The following is a 16,165-nucleotide window of genomic DNA, read 5'->3' as shown; positions in this document are numbered from 1 at the left end:
AAACACGGCATCAAGCCGACTCGCGCATAACCAGCGTTGCCTCGAGGATTACCTTGTTCGTCACAGGGGTCGTTCCATCATCCTCACTTTCGATATGCGCCAGCAAAAGCTCCACGGATTTCGCGGCGATCTCGGGCGCGTTCTGGGCCATCGTCGTCAGCGACGGACAGGTATATCGGCTTAGCGGGTGGTCGTCGTGCCCGGCGATGCGCACGTCGCAAGCGTCGTTCCGGCCGATTTTCAGTCCCGACGCGAATGCGGCTGCCATCGCGCCGAAAGCAAAGCGGTCGTTGGCGCATAGCAGCGTTTTGCCCGGAAGACCGCCATTGGCAAGAATTCTCTGCATCTGCTCGTATCCGAGACGCTCGAATTCCCAGGAAGGCGGCACGTCGCAATCGATGACGAGCGGGGAATGCCCTTCCCTCGCCATGGTCGCGCAGTAGCCCGCCTGCCGCTCGCCGGCATTTTCGGTCATATGCGGAATTTCCAGGAAGATCGGCGGCTCACCGGACCGGCAGAGATATTGCACAATCGCTGCCATGCTTTGCGCGTTATCGTTGCCAACATAAGGAAGGTCGGCGTCGGCAGGATTGTCGAAGCAGACGACGGGGATGGCATCCCTCAGCCTTTCCAGCGCGGAACGGCGAGAACCGGCTCCGAGCGGCGCCACGATCGCACCCGCCACCTTCAGCGAGAGCAAAGTCCGAACGGCCTCCGCCTCCAGCTCCGGCCGCGTGTGCGACGAAATCTGGACAGGCCAGAATCCCTTTTCCCGCAACTCCAGCTCGATCAGCGACACGACCTGCACATAAAAGGGATCCGACATGGTCGGGACCAGAATGCCGATATTCCTGGTCCGCTTGCGATTGAGATGCCGCGCGAAAAGGTTCGGCTCGAAATGCGACTTCTTGAGAGCCGCCTCGATACGCTTGCGGGTCACCTCCTTGATCTGCGAGGGATCATCGAAATATTTGGACAAGGTCGGACGCGATACGCCGGAGGCGCTCGCGAAATCGTCCATCGATTTATAACTTTTCTTGGCCATTCAATTCCTTGTTGGCGATGCCACGACGCTCCGGATCGAAATGATTTCGCGTCAACGGCAATTCCGCTGACGCGCCAAACCACGCACAGGGCAATTTGTACAGGGTGATCTTCGCTTTCCGGATCGTCGAAAATCAACGCATAGACCGGCGTGATCCGTCATTTTTTTGCGCAGGCTCCGCCCTCCCTTTCGAAAATCGAAATATTCCCTTCATTTGCGACTTGGGCGGTCTGCGCCGCGGGGTTGCAAAAGGCGTTTGTTTCAGCACCCAAAATTCGAAAATTTGCAGTGAAGAAGCCGGGTGCCACGCTTTTCACTTTGTTGGGTAAACTTTCATTTGTTTACGAAAGTAAAGAAAAAATGCGTCACAAGCAATACAAATGCTGCAGAAAAACACTGATGATGTCAATCAATTTTATGATTTTTTATCAATGATTTAACGTAACGCGCACTGTCAATGCCGGCCTCCCATCTTTTCCTGATCGCAGTTCTTCATTGACAGATAGAGGCTTCAGGGAACCTACTTTGCCTACGGTCTTGAGGAGGATCGATTAACTGACAAATCTTTGGGAGGCACAGATGAATATCAGAAAATTCGGCGTGACGATGCGGGCTGCCGTGGCGGTATGGGCGCTCTGCGCCACATCGGCGTTTGCCGACACCACCATCGAGTTCATTCAATGGTGGGAACCCGAAATGCCGTCGGGCGCTCTGCGCGGCATCATGAACGATTTCGAAGCCAAAAACCCCGGCATCAAGGTGACGCTGGTCAGCGGTCCCTATGCCACAACGCGTGACCAGATCGTCGTCGGCGCAGCCTCCGGAACGCTGAGCGACGTGGTGGGCCTGGATGGTGCCTGGGTAAACGGGCTCTCCAAGCAGGGCGCGATCGCCTCCATGGACGAGCTGATGGAGCAGGCGAAATACGACAAGAGCCAGATCACCGATATCGTTAAGATCGATGGCAAGAGCGTGATGTTCCCGCTGGCATCCTTCGTCTACCCGGTCTTCGTGAACCTGGATATCGCCAAGGCCGCCGGCGTCGACAAGCTGCCGGCCACGCGCACGGAATTTGCCGAAGCCGCGAAGAAAATGACGGACGCCTCGAAGAACCAGTACGGCTGGGTCCTGCCGCTATCGCTGCAGTCTCCGAGCGGAATCCAGAACGACGTCATGTCCTGGGTCTGGGCCTCCGGCGCCTCGATGCTGAAGGACGGCAAGCCTGACCTCGAAAATGAAGCCGTCGTCGGCACTCTCGACTATATCGCTTCGCTCAACAAGGAAGGCGTTATTTCTCCTGGCATTTTTGCCAAGAAGGAACAGGACAAGGTCGAGGAATTCGTCAATGGCCGCGTCGGCATGATGGTCGACTCCCTCGCCCATGTGAACCTCATCCGCGAGCGCAATCCGAAGCTCAATTTCGGCATCTCCGCCTTGCCGGCCATTGACGGCTACACCGGCAAGCGCGGCATGCCCTACGCATCCTGGGGTATCGGCATAAGCGAGGGCAGCCAGCACAAGGAAGAAGCCTGGAAGCTCGTCGAATATCTGATGAGCCCTGACGTCAACGGCCGTCTCGTCTCGATTGCCAACGCCTTCCCCGGCAACGTCCATGCAAAGCCGGACTTCGTGGCCTCGGACCCGATCTTCTCGGAAGCCTTCAAAATCTTCCAAAGCGGTTATCCTGCGAACGAGTTCGTCGGCCTTCCGGTTGCCGAAGAGCTGATGCGCGACATGAACGTCGAAGTTCAGAAGATGTTCGACGGCGGGCAGTCAGCCAAGGAGGCAGCTGCCAATACCGAGAAGGCGTGGCTGGCGAAGTTCTAAGCACGTCGCTTTCACGGATCACCGGCAGCGCAACCAGGCGCTGCCGGTGCAAGTCGTCAAATTTCGGCAGAATAGAAAGTCACAGCTCATGAATCATTCGGCTACGGCGCTGGTCGCTGCGCAAGCCAAAGCGCGAAGAAAAGGATGGCTTCGTTACAGCACCCTGAGGAAGCTGGTGCCGTATTTCTACGTTTCGCCGGCGACCCTGCTGCTTGTCCTGCTGATGCTGTTTCCTATGGTGATGGTCTTCAAATATTCACTGATGGACGGCGCCATCATGAAAAAGGACGCTGCCTTCGCGGGCCTCCAGAATTATATGACCATCTTCGAGAATCCGGTCTTCTGGCAGTCGGTCGTGCAGACGCTTTATTTCACGATCATGAGCGTCATCTTCCACTTCATCATCGGCCTGGCCTTCGCGCTGCTGTTGAACACCAACCGCGTCGATCCGCTCATTCGCAGCATCCTGCGCGTGCTCTTCATCCTGCCCTGGCTGTTCACGGCCGTCATCATCGCCATCATCTGGCGCCTGCTGCTCGACCCGAACGGCGTCGTCAACAGCGTGCTGATGGCGCTCCATATCATCAACTTCAAGGTCGAGTGGTTCTCCTCGACGCGCACCGCCATCCACGCTTTGACCTTCGCAAACATCTGGGCAGGCTATCCGCTCTACATGGTCAGCCTGCTCGCCGGCCTCCAGGGTATTTCGAAGGAGCTTTACGAGGCAGCCGGCATCGATGGTGCGAACGAACTCCAAAAGTTCTGGTACATCACCATTCCGCAGTTGATGCCGATCATCATCAGCATCGCGCTCCTGGATTTCATCTGGACGATGCAGGTTTTTCCACTCGTATGGATGACGACGGGCGGCGGCCCGATCTATTCGACGGAAGTGCTCTCCACCTTCACCTACAAGCTCGCCTTTTCCCAGTACGAATTCTCGCTGGCTTCGGCGAGCGCAATGATCATCCTCATCATCTCGATGAGCGTCACCTACTTCTACATTAAACACCAGCAGCGCAGGTGATCCATGGCAAAGCGTTCCTTCAAGAGCTCGGTATTGCCGACCATCCTGACCTATCTCGGCCTGGCGATCGGCCTCGTCTTTTCGGCCTTTCCGATCGTGTGGATGTTTTTCAGTTCGCTGAAATCGAATACGGAAATCTTCGCCCTTCCGCCGCGGCTGTTGCCCGATGATTTTACGGTGGCCGCCTATCTGACGATCTTCAACGATCCAGTGAAAGTGCGGTTCTTCATCAACAGTTACTTCGTCGCCGGCGTCGTCACCGCCCTGACCCTGGTTGTCGCGATCGTAACCGCCTACGGCTTCAGCCGCTATCAGTTCCGGTTCAAGAACACCTTGAACATCTTCATCATCAGCACCCAGACCGTTCCGCCCATCACCCTTCTCATCCCCTATTTCGGAATGGTGGTCGCCTTCAGGATCTTCGATACTTACCTGGCGCTGATCCTCACCTACATGGTCTTCACTCTGCCTTACGCCGTCCTGCTGATGACAGGCTATCTCAACACCCTGCCGAAAGAGCTGGACGAGGCCGTCCTGGTCGACGGCGGTTCGAGCTGGACGGCGCTTTGGCGCGTCATCGTTCCCGTCTCCATCCCCGGGATCGTCGCCACCGCGGTCTACACCTTCCTGCTGGCCTGGAACGAATTCCTCTTTGCGCTGACGCTGACGAAATCGATGGACCTCAGAACCGTTCCGATCGGCATCCAGCTTCTGATGGGCCAGCACGCTTTCGAATGGAACGAGATGATGGCGATGAGCGTGCTCGGTTCCCTTCCCCTTCTGGTCCTTTACCTGGTTGCTCAACGCTACTTCCTGGCGGGCATGACCGCCGGCTCGGTCAAAAGCTGACGAGACGTCTCAGAACCCGCGCCAGCCGCGTCCAAGATCGTTTGGGCAATATCGGCAAAGCCAAGGCCGGCGGGCTGCGAGGAGACCCATTTCGGCGTGTATTGCAATTGTGAAAGAACCGGGATGATGTTGTTGACCCCGAAGGAGTTGCGGATAAAGCCGAACATTGGCGCATCGTTTCGAGAGTCGCCGACGAAGGCGGTAACGGCGGGAGTTTCAGCCGAGTCGACACCGAATATCTCGGTTAGAACGCGTTCGCTCATCGACCGCTTGTTGTAATCGCCGATCCACGTGTTGATGTGAATGGAACTGATCGCGACCGTTCCGCCAATGGCTCTTATCCTGGACGCGAGGTCCTCGACCTCACGCGGGTCGTGACCCTGGATATCGATCGCGACGTCCGCCAGCCGAAAGACCTGATCGTGGGCAATTCTGAACGTCTTGCTCCCCTGAGAGACCAGCTCTTTGATTGCCTGGAGATGCTGGCGCTGGCGCTCAGCCTGCAGGGTGGCGTCCTCCCAATAGTCGAAGACGACTGCGCCGTCCTGACGGGTGACACAATATGCGCCACTTTCGCCGATGACCGCGGCTACCGGCCAGGCACGAACGATATGTTCGCACCATCCGGCTGAGCCCCCCGTCACCGGCACGACGGCAATGCCCGCCCGGCTGAGATCCCAGAGAGCTTCGTAGGTTTGCGGCAGTAACTTGCCTTCGGTGGTCAGCGTATCGTCGATGTCGGTGAACAGGTAGCGCACATCCCGTAATTCACGAGCTGATGGCGCCAAGTCTACATAGCTCATGTCATATCCTCGCTGCATGTGACCACGTCCAAGCTGCTCTCGGCCAGAGCATTTGTGGCGGCCGCGTCGCCAGGTAGCCGATCGGTGTAGAAACGGGTGAGTTTGCTGAATGGCGCCACACGCACGGCCGCGTTGCGCGTCCACTTGCTGACGTCCGCGGCCAGGATCTGCGTTTGTGAATTCTCCAGCAGGGCATTGGTGATCTGGGCTTCGCTGTAGCTGAAATCCATCAGACCGTTAAGCGGGCTCAACGCGCCAGCGCCGACGACAGCGTAAGTCGCATAGAATTTTTCGACGAACCTGATTACATCCGTGCCGACCACATCGCGGTCATCGTGACGCAAAAGACCGCCCGTCAAATGGACCTCCACGCTCGGCGCGTCGCAAAGGCTCAGGGCGACGTGGATGTTGTTGGTGATCACCGTCAGGCCCTGGTGATCACGCAGCGCCTCGGCAACGAACCGAACCGTGCTGCCGATCCCGAGGAACACTGTCGCCTCTGTCCCGATGTCGGCGGCGACGCGCTTGGCGATCAGCCGCTTGGCGCGCCGATTGAGCTGGGCGCGCGCATTGAGCGAGATGTTGCTGCCTTCGACCGGCAGATCGACGCCGCCGTGAAAGCGGCGCGCGTGCCCGAGATCGCATAATGCATTGATATCGCGACGGATCGTCTGCGTCGTCAGATCGTACCGGCGTGCCAGCTCCTCGATGTACTGAACACCTTCGGTCTCGATCAGCGCGAGGATCTCACGTTGCCGGCTCGATATGATCCGCTGCCCCATCGCCGCTCCTTAGGTGAGGTAGACACTGGGGTCGTCTGTTATCACGCCGGTCAAACCCACATCCCAGAACGATGCGAGCCGTCTGGGATCATTGCAGGTCCACGCCCGCACCGAGATGCCGCGACGCACGGCCTCTTCGATAAACCCGATACTCAGAGCCTTGTAGTCAAGATGGATGGTCTTTGCGGGAATCGACCGCAGGATATCCGTCCAATCCGCAGGCAACTTGCTCCACAGCATGGCGAGTTCGTAGCTTGGATCAAGCTCGTGCATTCCCTTCAGCGCAGCGGCATCAAAGCTCGAGATCATGATCTTGGTTTGCGCCGCCCGCGCCTTCAGATGTTGATCAACGACTTTGACCAGCTGGTCGAGTGACTTGTGATGGGCATGCTGTTTGATCTCGACATTGGCGTTGAGGCCGAGTTCGCCCAGCGCGGAAACAACGCGAGCCAGCGTCGGCAGTGGTTCGCCTTTGAATTTCGGGCTGAACCACGAGCCGGCGTCGATGGCGTCGAGATCCGACGCGGTGAGGTCGGCAAGATTTCCCTTCGACGACGAACAGCGATCGATGGAGACGTCGTGGATGACAACCGGGGTACCATCGGCAAGAAGTGCAACATCGAGTTCGACCCATTCCGCGCCTTGTTCTGCAGCCGCCCGGAAAGCGGCAATGGTATTCTCGGGCGCAATGGCAGAGGCGCCTCGATGCGCCTGAACCTCGCTGCGTCTCGGGCCGGTTCGCGGCTCTACAGTCGTCATCGTCTCATCTCTTTCGTCGTCATCTGGGGTGGGATGAAGAATTAAAAACCGGAGTCAATCTGTGCGTTTTCCGGTATCGCTGTTGAAAGGGTGCATCGCCCCGACACGTGCAAAGACGTCGATATTTGTATTCTCGGCAAAATCCGGACGACCCGGCACGGTCAGGACGACCGTCTGCTGGCTTCCGCGCAATCGCACATGCAGATGGCTTTCTCCCCCGATTGGCTCGAGCAATTCGACCGTCGCATTGAGACGAACGGAAGGCTCTGCCGGCTTGGTGACGAGCAACGCGTCCGGACGAAGGCCGACCATGTCGGTGCCGGCGGGCAATGCCAGGGCACTTGCGCTGTCGGCTGCCCTGAGGACGTCGATCGGCACGAGATTCATAGGCGGCGAGCCGATGAAACTGGCAACAAACAGGCTCGCCGGGCGATCGTAGACCGCCACGGGCGTGCCGACCTGTTCGACAAGTCCTTCGTTCATCACGACCAGCCGGTCTGCCAGCGTCATCGCTTCAAGCTGGTCATGGGTGACGTAAATGCTGGTGGTCTTCAGGCGCCGTTGCAGCCGGCGTATTTCAACGCGCATCTGCACCCGCAATTTGGCATCGAGATTGGACAAAGGCTCATCGAAAAGGAAGGCGGCCGGCTCACGAACGATGGCGCGCCCCATCGCAACACGCTGGCGCTGCCCGCCGGAGAGTTCGCGAGGTTTACGATCCAACATCGGCCCGATTTCGAGGATCTCGGCCGCCTCCGCCACGCGGCGGTTGATTTCCGCCCGTTCTGTGCCGCGATTTTTCAAACCATATTCGAGATTTCCGCGTACGGTCATATGCGGATAAAGCGCGTAATTTTGAAAGACCATGGCGATATCGCGGTCGGCCGGTTCTGCCTTGTTGACATTGCGGCCGGCAATCTCGACATGACCCTCGCTGATGGTTTCCAACCCGGCAATCATGCGAAGCAGGGTTGATTTGCCACAGCCGGAGGGGCCGACGAGGACGATGAGTTCGCCGTCTGCAACAGACAGGTTGATACCCTTGACCGCCGGAACGGCACCATAATTCTTCTTGACGTCAATGATGTTGATCGTTGCCATTTCACTTCTCCGTTTCGACCAGGCCTTTGACGAAAAGGCGTTGCATGGCGACGATGACGAGGACGGGTGGTAGGGCAGCCAGAATGACGGCTGCCATCACAAGGTTCCAGCGCGGCTCGGCATCGGCAACCGCTGCCATGCGCTGGATTCCCATCACAACGGTATAGAAGCTCTGGTCGGTCGTTATGATGAGCGGCCACAGATACTGGTTCCAGCCGAGCACAAACAGGATGATGAACAACGCGGCGATGTTGGTGATCGACAGCGGCAGCAGGATATCGCGGAAGAACTTCATCGGCCCTGCCCCATCGACACGGGCAGCCTCCATGAGTTCGTCGGGGACAGTCAGAAAGAACTGGCGAAACAGGAAGGTTGCCGTTGCCGATGCGATTAGCGGAATGATGAGGCCGCCATAATTGTTCAGCATTCCAAGGTCGGCGACGACTTTATAGGTCGGCACGATGCGCACCTCCACCGGCAGCATCAGCGTGATGAAGATCATCCAGAACGCCAGGGTCCGGAACGGAAACCGGAAATAGACGATGGCAAAGGCCGAAAGGATCGAAATAGCGATCTTTCCGACGGCGACGCCAACAGCCATGATCAGCGAGTTGATCAGCATCGGCCCGATCGGCGGCGCCCCGGAGCTTGTCATTCCCGACGACAGCATCGTCGAATAGTTCTCGATGATATGGCTTCCCGGTGTCAGCGGCACGACGCCAGACAGGAAGTCGTTTGGGCCGTGGCTCGATGCGATGAAAGCCACATAGACCGGAAATACGACGATCGTGACGCCAATGATGAGGACAAGGTGCGCCAGGAAATTCAGGAAAGGGCGATTTTCAACCATCCTCGGGCTTCCTCAATATTGCACGCGGCGTTCGATGAAACGGAATTGCACCGCGGTCAGAGCGATGACGATCACCATGAGAATGACCGACTGCGCCGCCGACGAGCCCAAATTCAGTCCGATGAAGCCATCGAAATAAACCTTGTAGACAAGGATCTCGGTTGCCCGCGCCGGTCCGCCCTGGGTGGTCGCATGAATGATGCCGAACGTATCGAACATCGCGTAAACGATGTTGATGACAATCAGATAGAAGGTCGTCGGCGAGATCAGCGGGAACACGATCGTCCAAAAACGCTTCACTGGACCGGCTCCGTCGATGGCCCCGGCTTCCTGAAGCGAGCGCGGGACGGATTGCAGCGCAGCCAAGAAGAACAAGAAGTTATATGATATCTGCTTCCACGTCGCCGCGATCACGATCAGGACCATGGCGTGGTCGGGATTGATTAGGTGGTTCCAGTTGATCCCCATCGTACGCAACATATAGGCGACGATACCGATCGACGGATTGAACATGAACCACCAAAGAATGCCAGCGATCGCGGGAGCGACGGCATAGGGCCAGATGAGCAAGGTCGAATAAATTCGAGAGTTGCGCAACACGCGCATCGCCGCTGCAGCCAGGAGCAACGCGATCGCCGTCGACAGGACCGTCACGAGAATAGCGAAGACGAGCGTGTGGCCGAAGGCATTGATGTAGATCGGATCGGCAAAGAGCCGGCGATAGTTTTCGAACCAGACGAAATTCGTTTTGAAGCCGAAGGCATCCTGGCGCAGGAAAGATTGCCAGAATGCAGTCGCCGCGGGCCAGAGGAAAAATACCACGGTCACGAAAATTTGGGGTGCGATGAGCAGGTAAGGCAAAAGCTTGTTGGGAAATACGGTCCGTTTGGTTTGCATGGAGCCTCACACTGACGGATGGGAAACGGGGGCCGGCTCTCACCAGCCCCCGTCGCGGAGCCCATTAGTTGGCGGACTGAAAGTCGCGAAGCTGTTCGTTGCCTCGTGCGACCACGGAATCAACCGCTTCCTTCGCCGTCTTCTTACCGCCCAGCAAGGCTGCAAACTCATCGTCGATGATACCACGCACCTGAACGTAGTTGCCGAACCGGATACCCTTCGAATTGTCGGTGGGTGTCACCCGCGTCAGTTGCTTGATGCCGATATCTGCTCCCGGATTCTTCTCGTAATAGCCCTGGTCCTGGCCCAGCTTATACGCAGCCTCGGTTATCGGCAGGTAGCCCGAGAACTGATGCCAATCGGCTTGGACTTCCGGCTTCTGCAGGTAGGTGAAGAATTTCGCGACCCCCTTGTACTCCTCTTCCGGGCGGCCTTTCAGCGTCCAGAGCGTGGCGCCGCCGATAATCGAATTGAGCGGCTGCGGAATGACGTCGTCATAGTAGGGAAGCGGCGCAAACCCGACCTTGAAAGCCTTCGCGTTGTTGATGACACCGGCCCGGCCGGCCGAGGAATTCATGTACATCGCACATTCCTGCGAATAGAACATCGGAGGAGCGTTATCGCCGCCGCCAGGTCCGCCGAATTTGAAGAGCCCCTCGTCCTGCCACTTCTTCAGATTGCCCCAATGGCGGATCGTCAGATCGTTGTTGAAGGTGAATTCCGCGTCCAGGCCGCCAAAACCGTTGGCCTTGGTGGAGTATGGCTTGTCGTGCAAGGCATTGAGGTTTTCGGTCTGGATCCAGGAAATCCAGGCGCTGGTAAAGCCGCATTTGGCAGCGCCGGACTTCATGATCGTCCGCGAGAAGGCCTCGACGTCCGCCCATGTTTTCGGCGGTGTTTCCGGATCGAGCCCCGCTTTTTGGAAGACATCCTTGTTGTAATACATGATCGGCGTCGAGGAATTGAACGGCAAGGACAAGACGTTGCCGCTGGTGTCCGAGTAGTAGCCGACGACCGGGGCAATGAATTTGCTCTGGTCCCAGGCCTCCCCCTCGTCCTTCATCAACTGGTAGACGGGATAGACCGCACCCTGTGCTGCCATCATGGTGCCGGTGCCGACTTCATAGACCTGGACGATTGCCGGCTGCTGGTTGGCACGAAACGCCGCGATCGCGCCGGTCAGCGTCTCGTCATAGGTGCCCTTGTAGACCGGCACGATCTCATAATCGGACTGAGACGCGTTGAACCCCTTGGCGATCTGTTCAAGCTTCGCGCCATTCTCGCCGCCCATTGCGTGCCACCACTGGATCTTCGTGGCGGCCAAGGCCGGGACGGATAACGAAAGGCTGGTCAGTCCTGCGGACAGGAAAAAAGCGATCTTGTTCATCCTCACTCCCACTTGTTGTCGGTTCATAGCCTCCCGCTACGAACGTGAGCCGATCGTAACAGGCGAGTTTCACTTTGCAAATATGAAATGTTCATATGAACATTTGATGACACCAAGCCCGACGGTCATAAGGGGCCGCTGGCTGGAAGTATGAGTTTGAGTGGCCGATCGATTTGCGCGCTGGCCCTGCTTTGGGAAACAGCCTTTCACGGGCAGCGGCGTGCTTTGTGGCAGTTTTGCGACACTCGATGGAGCGCAGATGCTCACCTGGTTCCGAAAACTGATGCCGCGGGAAGAGCGCTTCTTCGATTTATTCGCCCAACACACAAAGACCGTCGTCGGTGCGGCGAAGCCCTCCAGTTTCTGTCCGCCTCTCTCCATTCCCTCGGCCATGGGCAATGACGCTCGAAAGACAATGTCCTATATTCGCAAGGATAATTGGCGGGTGATTTCCATGTACCGCCCTTGGTCGTCCTTTCATGCCAAAGTGCAACTGCACTCGGTGCGCTTTTCGATCCCATGGCGGATTGCCCACGCGACGGGATCGAAGATTACGCGTCTCAACCCAATGCAGGGCTTTTGCGCCGAAACAGGCGGAGCTCTGACATTGCTTGGCGTAACCTGGCCAGATATCCCGTTTTCGACCCACATACCATCACCGCTGGGGCTTGGCGGGCAACATTGTTGTTGTCGGGTGACACTCCCCGTCGCTGCGATCATTTTCAGCCTTAGACCATTGGCTTTCGGACCGCTTCCATCAACGATCCCTCATCTTGGTCATCGGCACGTCCCAATCCCGCAGGCCATCGCAGACCTCGACTCTGCTGGGCGCGCCGGTACGACCGCCGAATACCTGGCATTTGAGCGCCGCCGCCATGGATGCCCAGCGCATCGTCTCTTCGATCGGCAAGCCTTCGGCGACAGCCAGCGCGAAAGCGCCATGAAAGATATCGCCGGCTGCGAGCGTATCGACCGCCCTCACCTTCGGAGCGGCAAGATGGGCGATTTCGCCGGTTCGGTCCTCGAACCAGAAAGAGCCATTTTCGCCCGCCGTGACGCTGACGAAAGCTTGCTCGAACTTTCGTTTCAGAAGGCCGACGACCTTCACCAGCTCGGCTGCACCCGCAAGGCGCTCGGCGGCCGGCTGCGAGAATACGATGTGGCTGGCCGCCGGTGCAAGCATCTCGATCACGCCATCGGCTGCGACATCGCCATCGAGAATGGCCGGTTTGCCCGCCTCTCGCGCCGCAGACAGCGTCCGCAATGCAAGCTTCGGCCACCGGACGTCGACCAGCACCGCATCGAAAGAAGAAACGTCCTCTATTGTGACCGGCTTGACTGTCTCGTGCAGGCCCGCATCGTAGAAAGGCACAATCAGGCGCTCGCCCTGATCATCGACGAGAATGGTCGAGACGGCCGAGCGGGCGCCGTCCACGCGCAGCATGCCGCTCGTGTCTATGCCGCTGTTGCCGAGGTCGGCAATGATGCGTTCGCCGGTGGCATCGTTGCCGACTGCGCCCCAGAGGCTGGCATTGCCGCCCAGCCGGGCGACCGCAAAGGCGGCGCTCGACGCCATGCCCTCGGCGATCTGCAGCATGTCGTAGGGCAGAATTTTGCCCTGGCCGGCGGGCAGAGAGCGGACCCGAAACAGGGTATCCATCACCGCCGCGCCGACACAAAGAACGCGGCGCGCCGGGCCGGGAGGCGCTTCGAAGGCAGAAGAAGTCGTCAAGTTCGTTGTCTCACCCGCTTACTTGACGGCTCCGGCCGTCAGACCCGCCACGATCTGCCGTTGCGCAAACACCGTCAAGATCAGCACGGGCAAGGTGACGATCAATGCGGCTGCGGCGAGCGGACCCCAACTGACCTGTTCGAAAGACAGCATGTTATAGACCGCGACAGGAAGCGTGCGCGTCTCGCGGCTGGCGAGCACGATGCCGAAGACGAAGTTGTTCCACGAGAAGATGACTGACAGGATGAAGGCGACGACGATGCCCGGCCTGGCGATCGGCAAGGCGACCAAGCGGAAAACCTGCCACGGTGTTGCGCCGTCGATGCTTGCAGCCTCCTCCAGCTCCATCGGCGTCGTCTCGAAATAACCGATCATGATCCACACGACGATCGGTACGGTGACGACGAGATGGATGATGATCTGCGGCAGGAGCGTGCCGAGCAGGTTCAGCCACTGGAATAGCAGGAAGAGCGGTATCAGGAAGGAAAGGCCCGGCGTCATGCGCGCGATCATGATGACCATCGCGGACTTCTCCGCCTTCAGCCGCGCGATGCCATATCCGGCGGGCACGCCGATCAGCAGCGCCAGAAGCGTGGCAGCCCCCGTCACCAGCACCGAATTCCAGAGATAGAGGAAGAAGTTGTTCTCTTCGAAGACCTTCAGATAATTCGACCAGGCTAAGCGCTCCGGGATGAAGACCGGCGGATAGGCGCCGTTGTCGATCTCATATTTCAGCGACAGGGAGATCATCCAGAGGAAGAACAGGACGACCGGCGAGATCATCACCAGGGCAACAAACAGCAGTCCGATGCGATCGAGCGTCTTGCGCTTCATCAGCGTGCCTCCCCGTCGGACCAGTTCACGCGCTGCCGGAGCATCATAAGGACGAAGGAGAGCAGGACGATGAGGATGAAGAAGACAACCGCCATCGCTGAGCCATAGCCGATATCGTAGTAGGCGAAAGCAGTGTTGTAGAGATAGATGTTGATCGTCTCCGACGCCGTGCCGGGACCGCCTTGGGTCATGGCATAGATGATGTCGAAACTTTTCACCGCATCGATACTGCGGATGATCACGGCAATCATCAGGAACGGCGCGATCATCGGCAGCGTCAGATAGCGGAATTTCTGCCAGACATTGGCTCCGTCGATTTCAGCACTTTCATAGGGCTCACGCGGAACCGCCGCCAGACCGCCGAGCACGATCAGCATGATAAGCGGCGTCCACTGCCAGGTCTCGACCAGTACCAGCGACGGGATGACGCTGCTCTGATTATAGATCCACTCCTGCGGGCCGATGCCGATGAAGGAGAGGAGATAGTTGAGGACGCCGAGCTGCGGATGGTACATCATCGTCCAAACGAGTGCGATGGCCACGGGCGTGGCCATCATCGGCATCACGAATATGCCGCGGATAAGACCGCGCAACGGAAATTGAGCGTCGAAGATGAGCGCTGCGAGCGTCCCTAGAAAAAGGGGGACGACCACGGAAAGCGTCGTATAGAGCACCGTATGCCACAGCGAATCCCAGAAGCGCGTGTCCACGACCAGCCGCGCATAGTTGTCCAGTCCCGCAAAGACCTGGGACTGGCCAAGCGTCCAGCTGTTGACGCTCATCCAAAGGGTAAACACCCATGGAAAAACAATGACGGCCGCAATGACGATCAGCGCCGGGATAACGAAAGGCCAGTAGTTAGGAGCAAACCGATCCGGTTTGCTCCTTCCTTTCGACGTCTTGGCCACTGCGGCCGTTTCGATGCTTGTCGAGGCCATTATCCCTCGCTTTTCGCCAGGACAGGTTCGAACTGTGCCGTCGCTGCCTTCAGCTCGGTTTCGGGATCGGCGCCGCCGATCATGTTGGTGAGACCGACACCATAGACGTCGCGGAACTCGGTGACCGGAATGATGACCGGCAGCGCGAGCTGCGAGATCTTGCCGGAACCGACGACGGCATCCAGCCAGGCGCCCGGCATCTTGACGCCTTCGCGGACCTTCGCATCCTCGAGGACGGACTGGCGGAAAGGAACGCCGGCGCCGGCCTGCAGCAGACGTGCGCCCATTTCATGCGAAATCGCCCATTGGCAGAAGAGGTACCCGGCTTCTTTCTTCTGGCTTGCCGCGACGACGCCAAGACCGTCGCCAAAAGTGCCTGCGGCTTGTGCCTTCGGACCTTTCGGCATGATGCCGTAACCGACCTGGCCGACGACGCGTGACTTTTCCGGATTCTCGATCGGCGGCGCAAAACCGACGCCGTCCAGCCACATGCCGATCTTGCCCTGCAGGAAGGCCGACTGCGCCTCGGCCCAGTTGAAGCCAGAAACGCCGGGAGGGGCGGTCTTGGTCATCAGTCTTTGATAGAGCTTGGCTGCATCGATCGCTTCTTGCGATGTCGTGCGCAGCTTGCCATCCGGACCGAGCGGGCTCGAACCATAGCCAAGCAGCAGCGACGTCCAGACCGGCGTATTGGCGTTCTTCAGGCCGCGGGCGACGAAGCCGTAGGTGTTGGTGGAAGGATCGGTGAGCGCCTCCGCAGCACTGGCGAGTTCTTCGAACGTCGTCGGGTAGGCGAGCCCCTTCTTCTCGAACAGCGTCTTGTTCCAGTAGATGATCCAGTAATCGACCGAGAATGGAAGCGAACGCAGAACGCCGTCCGGATCTCTGGCAAAAGTCAGGCCGGCTTCGGCGAAGTCGCTTTCAACCAGAGACGGGTCGGTCAGAGAGGGGTCCTTGAGAAAACCGCCGATATCGGCAAGCCAGCCGCCCTTTTCGAACTGCCGCTTCTGGACGTGGTAGCTCATGTGCACGACATCGAAGCTCGGCTTGCCGGAGCTCAGCTCGATGGTCGTCTTCTGACGCTGCTGTTGTTCGGGCGTCGCTTCGGCATTGACCTTGATGCCGGAGAGCTCCTCGAATTCGGACAAGTACTTCAGAAGTATTTCGCTGCGCGGGCTCTTGACCAGGTTGACTTCCAGCGTCGTACCGGCAAAGCGCTTCCAATCAACGGCAGCCGATGCCAACCGCACGCCGAGTATGCTGCTGGCGCCAAAAGCGGCCGTAACTGCCAGAAAGCCGCGTCTCGTCGGGTTCAAAAACGATGACATGTGATT

16 protein-coding genes and 1 pseudogene are annotated in these 16,165 nt (G+C 58.4%); 5 read left to right on the top strand and 12 right to left on the bottom strand.

Going from position 1 to position 16,165, the window contains the following annotated elements; genetic code table 11:
- Positions 1-10 precede the first annotated feature (10 nt).
- Complete coding sequence (locus HFO71_RS22600; protein WP_132611978.1) at positions 11-1,045, bottom strand: LacI family DNA-binding transcriptional regulator; 1,035 nt, start codon at positions 1,043-1,045, stop codon at positions 11-13.
- Between the two features lie 150 nt (positions 1,046-1,195).
- Between HFO71_RS22600 and HFO71_RS22595 the strand changes: the two genes are divergently transcribed.
- The 4 genes from HFO71_RS22595 (at position 1,196) to HFO71_RS22580 (ending at position 4,748) form a co-directional block, all read left to right on the top strand.
- On the top strand, positions 1,196-1,480 hold the full coding sequence (locus HFO71_RS22595) for a hypothetical protein (protein ID WP_231285598.1): 285 nt from the start codon (positions 1,196-1,198) through the stop codon (positions 1,478-1,480).
- A 144-nt stretch (positions 1,481-1,624) separates the two neighbouring features.
- Entirely contained in the window at positions 1,625-2,872 is a 1,248-nt protein-coding gene (locus HFO71_RS22590; RefSeq protein WP_077976983.1) for an ABC transporter substrate-binding protein, read from the top strand.
- Positions 2,873-2,960: 88 nt separating this feature from the next.
- Complete coding sequence (locus tag HFO71_RS22585) at positions 2,961-3,899, top strand: carbohydrate ABC transporter permease (protein ID WP_131662788.1); 939 nt, start codon at positions 2,961-2,963, stop codon at positions 3,897-3,899.
- A 3-nt stretch (positions 3,900-3,902) separates the two neighbouring features.
- The gene (locus HFO71_RS22580) at positions 3,903-4,748 is read left to right on the top strand and encodes a carbohydrate ABC transporter permease (RefSeq protein WP_003550150.1); all 846 of its coding nucleotides are present in this window, start codon (positions 3,903-3,905) and stop codon (positions 4,746-4,748) included.
- Here the strand turns inward: HFO71_RS22580 and HFO71_RS22575 are convergent.
- The 7 genes from HFO71_RS22575 to ugpB all read right to left on the bottom strand — a co-directional run bounded on the left by HFO71_RS22575 (position 4,706) and on the right by ugpB (position 11,327).
- Positions 4,706-5,551, bottom strand: a complete 846-nt coding sequence (locus HFO71_RS22575; RefSeq protein WP_168287589.1) for an HAD-IIB family hydrolase — start codon at positions 5,549-5,551, stop codon at positions 4,706-4,708. The genes HFO71_RS22580 and HFO71_RS22575 overlap by 43 nt on opposite strands.
- Entirely contained in the window at positions 5,548-6,333 is a 786-nt protein-coding gene (locus HFO71_RS22570) for a DeoR/GlpR family DNA-binding transcription regulator (protein WP_168287588.1), read from the bottom strand. The genes HFO71_RS22575 and HFO71_RS22570 overlap by 4 nt, the downstream gene beginning before the upstream one ends.
- Positions 6,334-6,342: 9 nt before the next feature.
- Complete coding sequence (locus HFO71_RS22565; RefSeq protein WP_077976978.1) at positions 6,343-7,092, bottom strand: glycerophosphoryl diester phosphodiesterase; 750 nt, start codon at positions 7,090-7,092, stop codon at positions 6,343-6,345.
- 54 nt (positions 7,093-7,146) lie between these two features.
- Entirely contained in the window at positions 7,147-8,193 is a 1,047-nt protein-coding gene (locus HFO71_RS22560) for a sn-glycerol-3-phosphate import ATP-binding protein UgpC (protein ID WP_221988422.1), read from the bottom strand.
- Between the two features lies 1 nt (position 8,194).
- Positions 8,195-9,043 (bottom strand): sn-glycerol-3-phosphate ABC transporter permease UgpE, encoded by an 849-nt coding sequence (ugpE, locus tag HFO71_RS22555; protein ID WP_025397277.1) that lies wholly within the window; start codon positions 9,041-9,043, stop codon positions 8,195-8,197.
- A gap of 12 nt (positions 9,044-9,055) precedes the next feature.
- Positions 9,056-9,940: a sn-glycerol-3-phosphate ABC transporter permease UgpA gene (gene ugpA, locus HFO71_RS22550; RefSeq protein WP_077976976.1), complete on the bottom strand. Its 885-nt coding sequence runs from the start codon at positions 9,938-9,940 to the stop codon at positions 9,056-9,058.
- A gap of 64 nt (positions 9,941-10,004) precedes the next feature.
- Entirely contained in the window at positions 10,005-11,327 is a 1,323-nt protein-coding gene (gene ugpB, locus HFO71_RS22545) for a sn-glycerol-3-phosphate ABC transporter substrate-binding protein UgpB (RefSeq protein ID WP_077976975.1), read from the bottom strand.
- Positions 11,328-11,636: 309 nt separating this feature from the next.
- On the opposite strand from ugpB, the pseudogene HFO71_RS35895 reads away from it, so the two are divergent.
- Positions 11,637-12,016, top strand: a pseudogene (locus HFO71_RS35895) (inorganic phosphate transporter); the annotation flags it as partial.
- 68 nt (positions 12,017-12,084) lie between these two features.
- On the opposite strand, the gene HFO71_RS22540 reads toward HFO71_RS35895, so the two are convergent.
- Genes HFO71_RS22540 through HFO71_RS22525 form a run of 4 tightly spaced genes read right to left on the bottom strand, consistent with a single transcriptional unit; the run spans position 12,085 to position 16,159 of the window.
- Entirely contained in the window at positions 12,085-13,059 is a 975-nt protein-coding gene (locus tag HFO71_RS22540) for a sugar kinase (RefSeq protein ID WP_077976973.1), read from the bottom strand.
- Positions 13,060-13,077: 18 nt separating this feature from the next.
- The gene (locus tag HFO71_RS22535; RefSeq protein ID WP_131641231.1) at positions 13,078-13,893 is read right to left on the bottom strand and encodes a carbohydrate ABC transporter permease; all 816 of its coding nucleotides are present in this window, start codon (positions 13,891-13,893) and stop codon (positions 13,078-13,080) included.
- Positions 13,893-14,831, bottom strand: a complete 939-nt coding sequence (locus HFO71_RS22530) for a carbohydrate ABC transporter permease (RefSeq protein WP_077976971.1) — start codon at positions 14,829-14,831, stop codon at positions 13,893-13,895. The genes HFO71_RS22535 and HFO71_RS22530 overlap by 1 nt, the downstream gene beginning before the upstream one ends.
- Positions 14,831-16,159, bottom strand: a complete 1,329-nt coding sequence (locus tag HFO71_RS22525) for an ABC transporter substrate-binding protein (protein ID WP_132611981.1) — start codon at positions 16,157-16,159, stop codon at positions 14,831-14,833. The genes HFO71_RS22530 and HFO71_RS22525 overlap by 1 nt, the downstream gene beginning before the upstream one ends.
- Between the last annotated feature and the right edge of the window lie 6 nt (positions 16,160-16,165).

The sequence above is a fragment of the Rhizobium laguerreae genome (assembly GCF_019778565.1).
Classification (GTDB): domain Bacteria; phylum Pseudomonadota; class Alphaproteobacteria; order Rhizobiales; family Rhizobiaceae; genus Rhizobium; species Rhizobium laguerreae.
This window is presented reverse-complemented; position numbering and strand designations above follow the sequence as displayed.

Coding starts and splice junctions, on each gene's coding strand:
- HFO71_RS22600 (WP_132611978.1), bottom strand. CDS start 1,045: ATGGCCAAGAAAAGTTATAAATCGATGGACGATTTCGCGAGCGCCTCC.
- HFO71_RS22590 (WP_077976983.1), top strand. CDS start 1,625: ATGAATATCAGAAAATTCGGCGTGACGATGCGGGCTGCCGTGGCGGTA.
- HFO71_RS22585 (WP_131662788.1), top strand. CDS start 2,961: ATGAATCATTCGGCTACGGCGCTGGTCGCTGCGCAAGCCAAAGCGCGA.
- HFO71_RS22580 (WP_003550150.1), top strand. CDS start 3,903: ATGGCAAAGCGTTCCTTCAAGAGCTCGGTATTGCCGACCATCCTGACC.
- HFO71_RS22575 (WP_168287589.1), bottom strand. CDS start 5,551: ATGAGCTATGTAGACTTGGCGCCATCAGCTCGTGAATTACGGGATGTG.
- HFO71_RS22570 (WP_168287588.1), bottom strand. CDS start 6,333: ATGGGGCAGCGGATCATATCGAGCCGGCAACGTGAGATCCTCGCGCTG.
- HFO71_RS22565 (WP_077976978.1), bottom strand. CDS start 7,092: ATGACGACTGTAGAGCCGCGAACCGGCCCGAGACGCAGCGAGGTTCAG.
- HFO71_RS22560 (WP_221988422.1), bottom strand. CDS start 8,193: ATGGCAACGATCAACATCATTGACGTCAAGAAGAATTATGGTGCCGTT.
- ugpE (WP_025397277.1), bottom strand. CDS start 9,043: ATGGTTGAAAATCGCCCTTTCCTGAATTTCCTGGCGCACCTTGTCCTC.
- ugpA (WP_077976976.1), bottom strand. CDS start 9,940: ATGCAAACCAAACGGACCGTATTTCCCAACAAGCTTTTGCCTTACCTG.
- ugpB (WP_077976975.1), bottom strand. CDS start 11,327: ATGAACAAGATCGCTTTTTTCCTGTCCGCAGGACTGACCAGCCTTTCG.
- HFO71_RS22535 (WP_131641231.1), bottom strand. CDS start 13,893: ATGAAGCGCAAGACGCTCGATCGCATCGGACTGCTGTTTGTTGCCCTG.
- HFO71_RS22530 (WP_077976971.1), bottom strand. CDS start 14,831: ATGGCCTCGACAAGCATCGAAACGGCCGCAGTGGCCAAGACGTCGAAA.
- HFO71_RS22525 (WP_132611981.1), bottom strand. CDS start 16,159: ATGTCATCGTTTTTGAACCCGACGAGACGCGGCTTTCTGGCAGTTACG.